Genomic DNA, 14,924 nt, shown 5'->3' with positions numbered 1-14,924 from the left:
TTGGATTGGAGGCGGATTCAATGCCAATTTTTGTTATGATAATAAGAGTTAAGATAAGACCCTACCCTTCAAGTTATTATTATATATTTACTCACATATAAATGTTATGTAAAGTATCAAAAATTGTTCATATTTCTTTTTTTCTATTTTTATTTAATATTATATCTTTATTTTAGCTTTAAGCTTTTATAATTAGTTTAATTATAATATTTAATATTTATATTCATTCGATAATGTTCAAATATTAAAATAGATATATTAATTATTCTAATGTTTATAATGTCTATTATAATATTCTCTAAAGCTATAACTAATTATGGTTTCTACTTATTTTTATTAGAGTATTATATTTATTTTTTTAATTAATAATAAAAACTTTGTTCTTAATAATTTTAAATTTAAATTATAATACTAATTTAATTAAGTTTATTTATTTTTAGTAACATAATGATACTATGGATAAAATGGATAAAAATATTTATTATATTTTAGATGCTTCTGCTTTTATTGGAGGTTTTGAATTAAAAAATTCTTTAAACTTTACTATATCTGAAATAAGTGAGGAAGTTAAAGATTTAAAGTCTAAAATGATTTTTGATCAAGCTATAGATGATAATATTCTATTTATTGTTGAGCCTGATGATTTAAGTATCAATGAGCTCAATAATGTTATTTCTTCTTCTGGAGATACTTTAAGACTTTCAAATGTAGATAAAAAACTTTTAGCATTAGCTATTGATTTTTCAAATCAAGGAAAACAAATAAAAGTTGTTACAGATGATTATTCTATTCAAAATGTTCTTAAAATTATGAATATCCCTTATAGGAGTGTATTAACTGAAGGAATTAAAGGAATATATAATTGGAAGAAAATTTGTCAAGGATGTAGGAAAGAATATCCTGATAATTATGATGATGAAGTTTGTGAGATTTGTGGATCAAAGATCTTTAAAAAAAGGATAAAACTAGATTAGATTAATTATATATTGATTTAGTTATAATCATCTATTTATTTATAATTATCTCTTGATTTAATTATAGTAATATATTGATTTAGTTATAATTGGGATTTGGCATGATTTATGAATCTTTTTATAAATTGTGGACTATTGTAAATTGTGATTTTTTATTAATTATAAATTTGGTTATAAAATGAAGATTGGAATTGTTGTACATGGACCTAATATGATCGATTCTGGGTATGCTTTAAAAATCATAGAGATTTTAAAAGATTTTGGTAGTGTATATTGTAGATTAGGTGGTACGATGGGTCGAACTGCTGTTATTGATGCCTCTCTTGAAAATTTGATTGATATTTCAGCTAAAAGGCTTCCTAGTGAATCTGTAAGATTATTTTTAGAGGAAGGTATGGATGTAATATTTCTTCTTAATTATGGTAAGTCTTCAGTTACAGGACATACTTTTGGGTATAAAGTTTTCAATAAATCATTTTTTAATAATGATTCCATTAATGAAAATAGACTTTCAAAGATACCATTTATTCAAATCGAAAGACCTGGAGAAAACGATGGATCTATAATTTCTTGGAATAGTTCAGATGAAGGTATATATTCTGATTTAGATGAAAATTTATTTTTAGACTCAAATAAAGATATATTTTTAGATTCAAATAAATATATATCTTTAAATTCAAAGAATATATCTTTAGACTCAAATGAAAATTTATCTTCAGATTTATCTTTAAAATTGTCTAAGTTATTAAATTTAAATGTTTTAAATCCTAGATTAGTTATAGATAACTATTTTAAAAGAGAATTAATTAAAAAAGAATTAGAAAATGATTTGGAAACTAGTGATTTAGGAGAAAAGGTTAGATATATTCATGGAGTTAGTCCTAATGAGAATATATTTGTCAATGGTATTGTAGTTGGTAAATCTAATTCTGAAAATCTGTCATTAATATCTAAAGATGGTCAAATAGTTGATATTATTGGTGGTGAAATCAAAAAACATGGTATCGAAAAATTAGGGGTCGTTGATATTAATAAGGCTGTGGTTAAAACAGGACTTCTTAGAAAAACAAATCCAAATCCTAGAATATTGAAAGATTTTAAAGGTTCTTCATCTAATGAAGTTGAAAATAATCATGTCAAAGTAGCTTTTTTAGATCATGCTGCTGAAGATATCTATAAACTAAAAAATATTGATCTTGTTGTTACTATTGGAGATGATACTACTCTTGTTGCCTCTGATATTTTATATAGGTTTAATGTTCCAGTTATTGGTATCACTGATGGTGATATTGATAAAGTAGTTGAAAATGGTTATATTGCTAATGGGTCTAGTGTTATTGAATTGGAACATGGTTTGGATGATATTGTTGGTAAATCCATTTTTAAAGAAGTTTTTAATTCAAAAAATTGTATTAATCTAGATATTGGTTCAATAGAAAATGTGGATAATGTTTCTATAAATAGATTAAAAACTTATAAAATTAAAGAATTTAAAAAAGAATTAATTAAAATAGTAAATAATATTACTTCGGAATATATAATTAAAGAATAAATATTTCTTGTATTTATTATTTATATTAGTAATAACTATATTAATATGTAATAATACTAGTAATAATTAATATTATAAGAATTAATATTACTAATAATGATTAATCATATGATTGTATTTATTGATTCAAAGTAATGAGGTGTGGTTTTGGAGTTAGCAGATCTTGTAAAATCTCTTCAAGATTTTGAGGGAGTTTCTAGAAAAAAATCTATAGAAAGCATAACTAACAAATTAAAAGAAGTTTATAATGTTTCTGGTGAAACTTTACTTGATTTTGGAGATGATGCATCAGCTATCGATCTTGGAGATGGAAATATAGTCTTATTTGCTGCTGATGGAATTTGGGGAAAGCTAATGGATGCAGATCCTTACTGGGCGGGTTATTGTTCTGTATTGGTTAATGTTAATGATATTGCAGCTATGGGAGCTAAACCAATAGCAATGGTTAATATACTTTCTATTAATAATGAAAATATAGCTAATGGTCTTATAGATGGAATTAAAGATGGTTGTAAAAAGTTCAATGTCCCAATGGTTGGTGGACATTTACATCCTGATACTGAGTATAATGCTCTTGATGTAGCAATTGTTGGAATAGCTAAGAAAGATAAAATCATAACTAGCTTTGGAGCAAATGTTGGAGATAAGATTATTGTTGCTATTGATTTAGATGGAAGACAACACCCTAGTTTTAATCTTAATTGGGATACGACCTATTTTAAGGATGAGAAACTTGTACAGGATCAGCTAATAGCTATGAAGGAAATTGCTGAAAAAGATTTGGTTACTGGTGGAAAAGATATAAGTAATCCTGGAACTCTTGGAACATTGGAAATGTTACTTGAATCCTCTGGTGTTGGTGGAAGAGTTGAGCTGAATAAAATTCCCAGAAATGAAGATGTTAACTGGGAAGAATGGTTAAAATCATATCCTGGAGCAGGTTTTGTTTTAACTGCTAAGGAAAAAAATACTGAAGAATTGATAAATTTGTTAGATGAGGTTTCTATCACTGCTTCTATTGTTGGGGAAGTAATTAGTGAGAAAAAGCTTTATTTATCGAGTGAAACTGAGGAAATGGTTCTTTTTGACCAGGATAAAAATCCAGTTCTTAAGATTAATTAATTTTATATGTGTCGAGTGGTTTTATGCTAGTAAAAATTAATGGAGAGGATCTAGATCTTCCTAATGGGTCTACTATAAGAGAAGCAATAGATTTTTCAAATGTTCCTTACGATGATGGAAGTATAATTTGCCTTATCAAAGGTAAAAAAGAATTTGAAAAAAACATTAATAAATATAAACTTAAAACTCCAAAAGGAAGCATAATAATTGAGATGGACGATAGTAAAGAAGCAGAAAAACTTGTTGAGGTTTGGAAAAAACAATATAAGGATTTTGAAGATTCTTCTATTAGATGGACTTCCTCAAATGAAGTAGCTGTTGGGCCTATTATAACAGACTTAGAACCAAGTATGGATGAAAATAAATATAAAGAAGGGGATGTTATATTAAGTTTATCAGGATTTAGTAATGAATCAACACATATAATTTTAGCTAAAGAAGATCATTCTGCTGTTTATGGTGTTCCAAACTATAATAAAGGAGTGTTCGCTAGAATTGTTGGTGGTAAAAGAACTTTAAGGCTTTTAGACTCTAATGATAATGTTATTTCTATTGAACCTCTTATTGAAAGAAGTAGTATTACTGATAGTGCATCTATTTCTGATTTAAACACTATTTTGGAGGAAGGCAACCAATTATTTACTTATGTTTCTCTTAAACCTAATGATAATTCTCCTGAATCTTGTGAACATTTATTTTCTTTGATTGAATCAGGTAATATATCTGTTGATTATGAATCAAATTCTTTTGTTGGTTTTTATTCTCTTCAAGGTTTAGGAAAACCTTCTGAAGATATAACTATGAGAAAGAGGGGTACTGTTACTATAAGAAATGCTGGTAAGGGTATTGGTAAAGTTTTTGTTTATAGGGAGGATAGAGTTAAATCTCCTCATCATACTAATGTTGCTTCGGTAGAAAAAGGGATGGAATTATTAGATATAGCTAATTACAAAGATAAAATCACGATTAGATCTAATCCTGAAAGAATAATGACGTTATCTATGACTCAAAAGGAAGCAGAGGATTATTTAAAATCTATTGGTGTAACTCATGAAAGAGTTGGTGTTTTAGATGATGATGCATTGATAGTGGAACAAGAACCAAAATTTTCTATTGAAATAATAAAAGAAGGTAAGGTTAAAACAAAAGGTATTAATAAAGATGATTTAGCTTTAATAGAAATCTATGATGGTGAAGACGAAGCTCCAAGATCATCATGGTACTTTAAAAAGATTACAGGACTAGTTGAAAAACCAATTGGTATTTTAAAAGTGCATTTTGCATTTCCTGGTATGAAAATATCAATATTTGAAGGTGATGCTAAAGAAGCAAAAGGCTTAGTTCCTGAAAATGTTCCGAGTGCTTGTATTGAAGCAGGAAGAATTGGTATTACTAATATGTCTAAAAAGAATGTTGGTTTAATAGGAGTTAGATTTGAGAGTAATGATGAGTTTGGTCCAACTGCAGAACCATTTAATGCAACAAATATTGTTGGAAAGATAACAACTGATTTAAAACCTCTTGAAAATTTGAAAGAAGGAGAATATCTTTATATTAAGAGAATTAATTAAATCGGAATGGATATTATGGTTGAAAATGTATGTATTAACCCAGATCTTGGCAGGGAAGATAAAGATCCTGAAGTTGTTACAAGAATGATTATTTTAGGTCCTAAAGCTAATGTTAGTGAAAGTGAGATTGTAAATCAGATGCATCTATTAGGTTTACCTCTTACTATTAAACAAACTTGCTATGGTGCTATGGTTAGTGGAAAAGAAAAAGATGTTATAACTGCTATTAAAGAGGTTCGAAAAATGGATCCCTACAATATTTTTACAAAAGATAGGGGATTTCCTCCTGGAGATCCAAGAAGATGTCGAGGCCATAGAAAAGGTCCTAGAGAAGGATTTCATCAGATGGAAAAAGAGTTTAAACTTTTAGGCTTTGTTTCGGATGCTTTAAAAAATCCAAAAGAAGTTTCTCTTGAAGAAGAAACTTGTGTTCCTTTAGAAGAATTTGAAAAAATTATGAAAGAATGTTTAGAGGAAGAAAAACTCGATAAAGATGATATTAAAGATAAAAAACGCTCTGAAAATAAAAAATAATAACTAAAACCTAAATTAGATAATTGTAATTAGATAAAAGATATAATTAGATAAAAAGATAAGTAGATAAAAGATATAACTAACTAAAAGCTAATTATAATTAAATAAATTTTATACAAATATACTTTATAAAAATAACAAATTTTAGAAATAATTTATTATAGAAATAAAAAACTTTATAAAAATAATTATTAATATATTAAAATGTGATAAAATGGTAAAGGTAGCTATATTCCCACCAAATTCATTAATTTTAGCAGATTTAATTGAGAGAAAAGGACATGAAGTTCTAGCTCTCCAAAAAGCTGTTAGAAAAAAAGTTAAAGATCCTGATATTGATTCTCCTCCTATGAATCTTACTGAAGAGGATCCGATTAAGGGATTAAAATATGCAGCTATTGAGGTTCCATCTGGTGTGCGTGGAAGAATGTCTCTTATTGGACCTTTAATTGAGGAAGCTGAAGCAGCTATCATTGTTGAAGATGCTCCATTTGGATTTGGGTGTATTGGCTGTGCAAGAACAAATGAATTATCTATATTCAACCTTAGAAAAAGAGGAGTTCCAACTCTTGAGTTAAAATACCCTAAAAATAAGGATGAAACTACTGATATGGTTAATAAAATAAATACATTTCTAGATTCTCTTCCAAAATCTTTAGAATCTTCAGAATCTTCAAAAACTTCAGAAAACTCAGAAACATTAGAAGATTCAGATATATCGGATATTTCATCAAATAAAGAGCTAAAGGAGGATGAATAATGGTTAAAATAGCTTTAATTTCTTGTGGTACAGAATATAGTGGTATTCAAAAAGAGATAGAAAAGGCAGCTACTACATTTGGCTCAGAGATTGTTATTCCTGAAATTGATCTTGATTATATTGATGAAGCATATAAAAAGTTTGGTTTTTCTGCTGAAAGTTCTAGTTTAAAACTCATGATTGCAAGAGCTATGTCAATCGTTGAGGGGAAAAGTAAAGCTGATGCTGTTTTTATAGCTACTTGTTTTAGATGTGCAGAAGGGGCATTAGTCAGAAATGAAGTAAGGAGATTTATTCAGGCAAATACTAGGATTCCTGTTGTAACATACTCATTTACTGAAAGAACAAAAGCAGATGAATTATTTATCCGTATGGAAGCATTAACAACATCTGTTGCAAGAAGAAGTATTTTAGCTCGTGAAAAACAAGAAGGATTAACTTTGGGTGTTGATTCTGGTTCTACTACTACAAAAGTTGTTTTAATGGAGAATAATAAAGTTATTGGAACTGGTTGGACTCCTACTAAAGATATTATGGAATCTGTGTATAGTGCTGCTGATGAAGCTTTTGAAGGTACTGGTTATACTCTTGATGATGTTGAAGGTATTGGAACTACTGGTTATGGTCGTCTCACAATTGGAAAAAATATGAAAGCTGAGCTGGTCCAGGAAGAATTGTCTGTAAATGCCAAAGGAGCAGTTTATCTTGCAGATCATCAAAAAGGGGATGCAACAGTATTAGATATTGGTGGAATGGATAATAAAGTTATTACTGTTAATGATGGAATTCCAGATAATTTTACTATGGGTGGTATTTGTGCAGGTGCTTCTGGAAGGTTTTTAGAGATGACTGCCCGTCGTTTAGATGTTGATATTACTGAACTTGGTCCCTTAGCTATGAAAGGCGATTATAGAAAAGCTATGTTAAATAGTTATTGTATTGTATTTGGTATTCAAGATTTAGTTACTACTCTTGCTGCTGGAGGTTCTAAAGCTGATGTTGCTGCAGCTGCATGCCGTTCTGTTTCTGAACAGGTGTATGAACAACAATTACAGGAAATTGATATTAGGGAACCTTTGATTCAAGTTGGGGGAACGTCTCTTATCTCTGGACTTGTTAAAGCTGTTAGTGAAACTCTTGGTGGTATTGATGTTATAGTTCCTGAGTATTCTCAACATATTGGTGCTGTCGGTTCTGCACTTTTAGTTTCTGGAATGGGTAAACGTCAAGAGAATAAATAGAATAATATTTAAATAATATTTAAATGATATCTAGATAATATTTACATAATATTTACATAATATTTACATAATATTTACATAATATTTACATAATATTTACATAATATTTAGATGATATTTGTATGATATGGATGATATTTCTATAATATTTATATGAATTCTTTAGGTGAATTTTATGCTTGTTGAGTCTACAGATGTAGAGGGTGCAAAGGTCTATGAGATGATAATAAAACAAATCTTTCAAGACCTTCAACTTTCTCCTTCTGTTAAAGATATGAGAGTTTTTGTTGATCCTAAGGAGGTTGTATTTATTTTAGCTATTAAAATGGATAAAACCTCTAATTTTACTATGTTAGGTGATGTGACTTCTATTGAATATGATAAAGAGTCAAATAAGACTATAATTAGAGTAAAAGATGAAAATTACCTTCCAAATATTTTAAAAAAATTATGGCTTGAAAAAGGAAGGGAAAATGTTCATCAACCAGACCGTTTTAGTTTTATTCTTGAAGGCAAAGAAGATAATTTGAATAATCTTGTTATTGATGACCCTTATGAAAATTTAAAAAAGAGAGTTTATGATGCAATATTCAGAATAATTCCAGAAGGATTTAGAATAATTAGGGATATTTCAAAAGATGATGTTATTGCTATTGTTTGTACTGATGAGTTAATTAAAGATGAATGGTTGGATAAGGGCTTAAAATATGTTGAAGAGTTAACATCTTCCTAAATATCAGTTATAATAAATCATTGTATAATACATTATATTTATAATAAATTATTTTATAAAATTTTCATTGAAAACTAGTTATAATATTTATTTTGTTCGTCTTAATTATAACAAAATTTAATAGGCAGTTACAACATATATATTAATAGTTTTAAATAAATATTATTTATATAATATATTTTTATTATAATTTAATTATTATAAAACTATTAAATTTATTAGAATTATTTAATTAAGAGAGATTTGTTAGAGTATTAAAAGATATTTTTTAGAGTTATTTAATTAAGAGAATTATTGAATATAGAATTAAACATAATAAAATGATAAAATTATATAATAAAATTAAATTAAGTAATTAAGTAAATTAAGAAATTAATTTAAGAATTATATAATAAAATTAGATATAAGATTTAATATATAGAATTTTATCATTATTAATCTGTTATAAGGTGACATTATGGAAGAACTTAAAGGTAGTCGTTTTGCTCATGTAACTAAGGCTCATCCTTGTTTTAATGAGAAAATGCATGATAAAGTAGGTAGGGCTCATGTCCCTATCGCTCCTAAATGTAATATTTATTGTAATTTTTGTACAAGAGACATCAACCAAGATGAAATTAGACCTGGTGTTGCTTCTTGTGTTATGGATACAGATGATGCAATAGAACATGTTGAAAATGTGACTAAAGAAGGACCAATAGCTGTGGTTGGTGTAGCTGGACCTGGAGATTCATTAGCTAATGAAGCTACATTTGAATTTTTTGAAAAATTAGGTAAAACTAATCCTGATTTAATTAAGTGTATGAGTACCAATGGCCTTTTACTTCCTGATTACGCCGAAAGAATAGCTGAACTAGGAGTTAATACAGTTACTGTTACTGTTAATGCTGTTGATCCTGAAATTGCTAAGGATATTTATACTTTTATTAACTACAATGGTAAAATCTACAAAGGAAAAGAAGCTGTTGAAATTCTGATTAAAAACCAGCTTGAAGGAATTGAAAAATTAAGTAATCTTGGAGTGATTATTAAGGTGAATAGTGTTTTAATTCCAGGATTAAATGATGAACACATCGTTGAAATAGCTAAAGAAGTTAAAAAACGAGGTGCTTCTCTTATGAATGTCCTTCCGCTTATTCCTTTAAATAAAATGAAAGATTATCCTCGTCCTACTTGTGCTGAGATTGAAAAAGTTAGGGATGAAGTTGAAGAAATTTTACCAGTTTTTAGAGCTTGTACTCAATGTAGAGCTGATGCTTATGGAATTCCTGGTAAAAAAAGTGAGGATAAACATTTAGGAATGACTCCTGCAAGTCATTATTAATATATTAAATTTTTTATTTATTTTTCATTTCTTATTTTTATTACTTTATTTTTTAGTTATTTATTTTTTCATTTATTATTTTTCTATATTTTATTTTCTATAAATGGTGCAGAACACCAACTTTATCTTCTTAGATTAATATCATTAATTTAATATATTATATTACTAATTTAAGAAGTATTATGATACAGATCATAATTTCAAGATTAACTATACAATATTTATTTAAAATATAAAAAATAAAAAATTTTTTAAATTTAAAAACAAATTTTAAATTATAAATAAATAGGGTTCTTCTTGATTCCATGAGTATCACCTCCTCAAAGCTTAGTGAGAAGGTTCATTGATTTTTATGTTATTAATGACTCTTCTCCCTAAATATAATCAATGTTTTTTAAAGTTAGTGATACTGCAATATAATATTATATTATTAAAGTATAAAAGTATTACTATATTAATATATATTATTATTGTAATAAAAATAGAAAAATATATTAATTATAAAAAATAATATAAAAATTGTGTTATTAATGACTCAGAGGTTTTAATGAATAACTATCTTTTATTCATATAAAGCCTCTATCCTTTTTAATTTGTTTTTTATATTAATATTATTAATTTTTTATTACTAATTTTATTATTATTTTTTTTTATTATTATAAATTCAACGAAAGATATATTTAATAAAAAATATAACTATTGTTATATTTAATAATTATTTTAAAAATAAATTGAATTTGATGTTATTTATGATAATGAAAAATAATAAAAAAGAAATAAAGAATGAAATAACCGATGAAATAAATAATAAAAAGCTAAGTTTCCAAACAAGAGCTATTCATATTGGAAATGATATTGATAAAGATACAAATGCTATTAAAAGACCTATAACTATGGCTAATAGCTATAAATTGCCTTATGATCCAAGTGTTTTAAATTGGAGTGGTGTTGATGATAATATTTACACAATAAATGGTGGTTCAAATCAAAAGTACTTAGAAAAAAGGATTGCTTCTCTTGAAAATGCTGAGGATTGTATTGTACTTTCAAGTGGAGTTGCAGCATTATCTGGTTTGTTTTTTTCTCTTTTAGAAACTGGTGATCATGTGATATTTTCAAATGTTACATATATTGCAGTCTATAGACTTTTAAATGAGCTATTTAATAAAAAATTTAAAGTTGAAACTACTATTATAGATACTAGCGATATTGCAAATGTTAAATCTGCAATAAAGGATAATACTAGATTAATTCATATTGAAACTCCTGGAAATCCAACATTATCTATTGTTGATATTTCCGAAATTGTTAAAATAGCTCATGAAAATGATATACTTGTTTCAGTTGATAATACTTTAGCTTCTCCTTATAATCAAAGACCTATTGAACTTGGTGCAGATTTTTCAATTGAAAGTCTTACTAAATATATTAATGGTCATGGAGATTCTATGGGAGGTTCAATATCTGGAAAAGCTAAATATTTGGATATAATAAGAAGAGACTCTCAAGTTAATCTTGGTGGAACAATAAGTCCTTTTAATGCATGGCTTATAATGAGAGGTGCTGTAACTCTTCCTTTGAGAATGGAACAGCATAATAAAAATGCTTTCAAATTAGCTAAATTTTTGGAAAGTTTATCTATTGTCACTTTTGTAGCTTATCCTGGATTAAATTCTCATAAAAATCATGATATTGCAGTTAAACAAATGGATTCTGGTTTTGGGGGTGTTTTATCTTTTGGATTAGATACAAGTCATGATAAACATAATGAGTTTGTTAGTAATTTAAATATAATTACATCAGCTGTTTCTCTTGGTCATGATGAAAGTTTAATTGTTTTTATTGGTGAAGATGATGAAAGACAATACTTATATCCAGAAGAGTTCAGTAATGGATTTTTTCGTTTTAGTGTTGGTTTAGAAGATTCGAATGATTTAATTAATGATATTAATCAAGCTTTAATCAAAACTGGTCTTTTATAGATTTTATTTTATTTTAGATTTTATTTTATTTGGATTGTTTTTTATTTGGGTTGTTTTTTATTTTTATTTCATAAAATTGTATAAATGAAAATTTTATTAGTAGTGTAAACTATAATAATATTTATTAATGTTAATTAGATTATTATTTGGTAGGTATCATTATGAAAACCATGGAATGGAAAGATAACAAATTAATACTCATAGATCAAACTAAATTACCTGATGATTTAACTTACTTTGAATGTAAAAATTATAAAGATGTTATATTAGCTATTAAAACAATGGTTGTTCGGGGAGCTCCTGCTATTGGTGTAGCTGCTGCTTTTGGAATGGTTCTTGGGGATATTGCAGGTGAAAATTTGGAAAAAGTAGCTAAAGAAATAAAAGCAGCGAGGCCAACAGCTATCAATCTTTTTTGGGCTGTTGATAGGGTACTTTCTAGTGATAATATTCTTGATGAAGCTTTAGAAATGTATAAAGAGGATATTGAAACTAATTTAGCTATTGGTAGGTATGGTGCTGAAGTTATATCTGATGGAGACACTATTTTGACTCATTGTAATGCTGGAGCTTTAGCTTGTGTTGATTATGGTACTGCTCTAGGTGTTGTTAGGTCTGCTTTTAATGAAGGCAAAGATATTAATGTTATTTGTGATGAAACTCGTCCTCTTGGTCAGGGAGCTCGTCTTAGTGTTTGGGAGATGCAACAAGAAGGTATTCCTGTAAAATTAATTCCTGATGTAGCTGCAGGTTATTTGATGCAACAAAATGAGATTAATAAGGTTGTTATTGGTGCAGATAGAGTAGCTCATGATGGTATAGCTAACAAAATTGGATCTTTAATGGTGGCGCTAGCTGCTAAACGTTTCCATGTTCCTTTTTATGTTGCAGCTCCTCTCAGTACCTTTGATCGTGAAATTTCAATTTACGATACAGAAATAGAAGAAAGGGGTCCTGAAGAGGTAACCCATTATGGAGGATGTCGTATCTGTCCAAAAGGAACTGAGGTTAGAAATCCTGCATTTGACATTGTTCCAAAAGATTTAATTACTGGTGTAATTACTGAAAAAGGAATAATTGATTTGGACAATTTTAAAGAGTTTTTTCAAAAATTAAAGTATTAATAAATTGCATTTTTGATAAAAAAACTATCTCATTTATAAAGGGCATTATATGAATGAAACAGAACAATTATTAAATAAGTTAAAAAAATTAGGAGAAAATGATCCAATTGAAGCTATGGATCTTTTTAAAATTCTAAAGGAGGGATCTAAGAATGTTTCTATCAATACAATTATGGGTATGAGTACATTTCTTAGAGATGACTTTAAACATATTCAAGATAAGTATAAAGACCATTATACTGAATCTATACTTTCTCAATTACTTAGAATAAATGAAATAAAAAAAGATAATAATGTTTATCATACTAAAATTGATAAAAATAAATTTAATAAAGCTATTTCTAATATTACTAAATTTTTAAATTATGATAATTTATATAAAGGGGAAGACAAGTTTAACTTAATTTCAATATTAGTCACATTATATTCTTCTTTTTTAATTGAAAAACCAATTCATCCTGTTGGAACCATCTTTCCTGGTGAAAATTTAAAAATAAGGAATGAAAATGGAGAATTTTTTTGTCCTGTTAAGAAAAAACAGATTAATAACCCAAATTCATTATGTGTTTTTTGTGTTTGTAAACAAGATCAATTTTAAAGAATTTTTTAAAGATTGAAATGTGATAATATTTTAAAAATATTAATATTTTAAAAGTTATAGTTATAGAAGAATATTTTAAAAGTTATAGTTATAGAAATGTTTTTTAGCTAAAAATATTTTTTTAATTAGAACTATCTTTCTTTTTAGTTAAAAATGATTCTATATTAAATGTATATATAAATGATAAAAAGAATATAAATATCTCTAATGTGAAAACAACAAGTCTTTCAGTTAATCCTAAAATATTCAAGCCTAATGCTACTGAAATTGGGTTTAAAACTCCAAATATGATTATTAGAATGGCTGCTATTATTGATATTTTCCCTAATTTTATAAATTTCTCTTTTTTTATAAAACCAATTCCTATAAAGAACAAAAATAAAATTGTAAGAAGTACTGTTATTCCAGTTATAATAATATGCATTATGTTTTGAAAGCTTAGTGCAGTTTTATCTGGAGACAAAGGGAATAGTGCATATCCTATAAGTGATATTATTGTCATAGCTAATAGGAATATAAATCCTAATTTAGTAATGTGGCTATATTTTCTATTAAATGATTCTGTCACGATTCCTATTGCAAATATAACTGCACATATGCCATATATTAATGTGAAAATTCCAATTAATTCTGAATTTGGTGATCCTATAGCTGTTAATGAGCTTATATCTGTTGTTATGGGATTATATTCTTTCCAAAGAGCTTGTCCTAAGAAAACATGAATAAAATAAAAAACTACACTTACCATTCCAAAAGCTTGTAGTACTTTTATTTTCATTATATTTTTTCTAGTTTTTTTTATATTTATTATTTTCTTTATAATAATATGAATAATAATATGAAACTTTTTAGATTTTTATGAAAACATTTAAATACAATTATTATTAATAATTATACTCATACTCCTATAGGTATTTTTTATAGGATTTTAGAATTTTAATTTAAAAAATTTTAATTTAAAATTTTAAATAGAATCGATATATTTGTAATATAAAAACCGATTTATTAAAAAAGTAATTTAACAACTAAATTAATAAATCTTAATAATTATTATTGTTATAAATATTATTATTTTTATAAGAAGTATTTTTGATATAAATAATTATTATTTGGTGATTAAAAATGAAAAAATGTATGGATTCTGATAACCTTCATCGAAGATTAAAGAAGATTATTGGGCAATTAAATGCTATTGATCGGATGATTGATGAAGATGTTCCTTGTGAAGATATTATAATGCAAATTAATGCTTCAAAATCTGCATTACACAAAGTTGGACAAATTGTTCTTGAAGGTCATCTTAATCATTGTGTTAAAGAAGGAATTGAAACTGGAGATTCTGAACAAACTATTAAAGATTTTACAAAAGCTATAGAATACTTCTCAAGACTTTAGTAATCTTCACA

General features: G+C 26.7%; 14 protein-coding genes. 13 read left to right on the top strand and 1 reads right to left on the bottom strand.

Annotation, left to right across the window (positions count from 1 at the left end; genetic code table 11):
- Positions 1-455 precede the first annotated feature (455 nt).
- The 12 genes from MarbSA_RS03685 to MarbSA_RS03630 all read left to right on the top strand — a co-directional run bounded on the left by MarbSA_RS03685 (position 456) and on the right by MarbSA_RS03630 (position 13,515).
- Positions 456-974: a PIN domain-containing protein gene (locus tag MarbSA_RS03685; protein WP_394325790.1), complete on the top strand. Its 519-nt coding sequence runs from the start codon at positions 456-458 to the stop codon at positions 972-974.
- Positions 975-1,152: 178 nt separating this feature from the next.
- Complete coding sequence (locus tag MarbSA_RS03680; RefSeq protein WP_082398081.1) at positions 1,153-2,526, top strand: DUF2117 domain-containing protein; 1,374 nt, start codon at positions 1,153-1,155, stop codon at positions 2,524-2,526.
- 147 nt (positions 2,527-2,673) lie between these two features.
- Entirely contained in the window at positions 2,674-3,648 is a 975-nt protein-coding gene (locus tag MarbSA_RS03675; RefSeq protein ID WP_221061878.1) for a methanogenesis marker 2 protein, read from the top strand.
- A gap of 23 nt (positions 3,649-3,671) precedes the next feature.
- The gene (gene mmp3, locus MarbSA_RS03670; RefSeq protein ID WP_054835232.1) at positions 3,672-5,219 is read left to right on the top strand and encodes a methyl-coenzyme M reductase-associated protein Mmp3; all 1,548 of its coding nucleotides are present in this window, start codon (positions 3,672-3,674) and stop codon (positions 5,217-5,219) included.
- A gap of 15 nt (positions 5,220-5,234) precedes the next feature.
- Positions 5,235-5,753 (top strand): methanogenesis marker 6 protein, encoded by a 519-nt coding sequence (locus tag MarbSA_RS03665; RefSeq protein WP_221061877.1) that lies wholly within the window; start codon positions 5,235-5,237, stop codon positions 5,751-5,753.
- A gap of 214 nt (positions 5,754-5,967) precedes the next feature.
- The gene (locus MarbSA_RS03660; protein WP_054835234.1) at positions 5,968-6,513 is read left to right on the top strand and encodes a methanogenesis marker 5 protein; all 546 of its coding nucleotides are present in this window, start codon (positions 5,968-5,970) and stop codon (positions 6,511-6,513) included.
- A complete protein-coding gene (locus MarbSA_RS03655; protein WP_042701728.1) occupies positions 6,513-7,754 on the top strand; it encodes a methanogenesis marker 15 protein in 1,242 nt (413 codons plus the stop codon). The genes MarbSA_RS03660 and MarbSA_RS03655 overlap by 1 nt, the downstream gene beginning before the upstream one ends.
- Before the next feature lie 175 nt (positions 7,755-7,929).
- Positions 7,930-8,487, top strand: coding sequence for a methanogenesis marker 17 protein (locus MarbSA_RS03650; protein ID WP_042701725.1), 558 nt, complete (start codon positions 7,930-7,932; stop codon positions 8,485-8,487).
- A 457-nt stretch (positions 8,488-8,944) separates the two neighbouring features.
- Positions 8,945-9,811: a radical SAM protein gene (locus MarbSA_RS03645; RefSeq protein WP_221061876.1), complete on the top strand. Its 867-nt coding sequence runs from the start codon at positions 8,945-8,947 to the stop codon at positions 9,809-9,811.
- A 749-nt stretch (positions 9,812-10,560) separates the two neighbouring features.
- Positions 10,561-11,793, top strand: coding sequence for a trans-sulfuration enzyme family protein (locus MarbSA_RS03640; RefSeq protein WP_197272555.1), 1,233 nt, complete (start codon positions 10,561-10,563; stop codon positions 11,791-11,793).
- A gap of 161 nt (positions 11,794-11,954) precedes the next feature.
- A complete protein-coding gene (mtnA, locus tag MarbSA_RS03635) occupies positions 11,955-12,917 on the top strand; it encodes an S-methyl-5-thioribose-1-phosphate isomerase (RefSeq protein ID WP_221061875.1) in 963 nt (320 codons plus the stop codon).
- Between the two features lie 49 nt (positions 12,918-12,966).
- Positions 12,967-13,515 (top strand): DUF2115 family protein, encoded by a 549-nt coding sequence (locus tag MarbSA_RS03630; RefSeq protein ID WP_221061874.1) that lies wholly within the window; start codon positions 12,967-12,969, stop codon positions 13,513-13,515.
- A gap of 124 nt (positions 13,516-13,639) precedes the next feature.
- Here the strand turns inward: MarbSA_RS03630 and MarbSA_RS03625 are convergent, their stop codons facing one another.
- Positions 13,640-14,296, bottom strand: coding sequence for a DUF998 domain-containing protein (locus tag MarbSA_RS03625; protein WP_054835521.1), 657 nt, complete (start codon positions 14,294-14,296; stop codon positions 13,640-13,642).
- Positions 14,297-14,640: 344 nt separating this feature from the next.
- On the opposite strand from MarbSA_RS03625, the gene MarbSA_RS03620 reads away from it, so the two are divergent.
- Positions 14,641-14,913 (top strand): metal-sensing transcriptional repressor, encoded by a 273-nt coding sequence (locus MarbSA_RS03620; protein ID WP_042701709.1) that lies wholly within the window; start codon positions 14,641-14,643, stop codon positions 14,911-14,913.
- Positions 14,914-14,924: the final 11 nt, after the last annotated feature.

The organism is Methanobrevibacter arboriphilus, from assembly GCF_019669925.1.
Lineage (GTDB): Archaea > Methanobacteriota > Methanobacteria > Methanobacteriales > Methanobacteriaceae > Methanobinarius > Methanobinarius arboriphilus_A.
The sequence above is the reverse complement of the archived record's forward strand: the minus strand, read 5'-3'. Positions and strand labels throughout refer to the sequence as shown.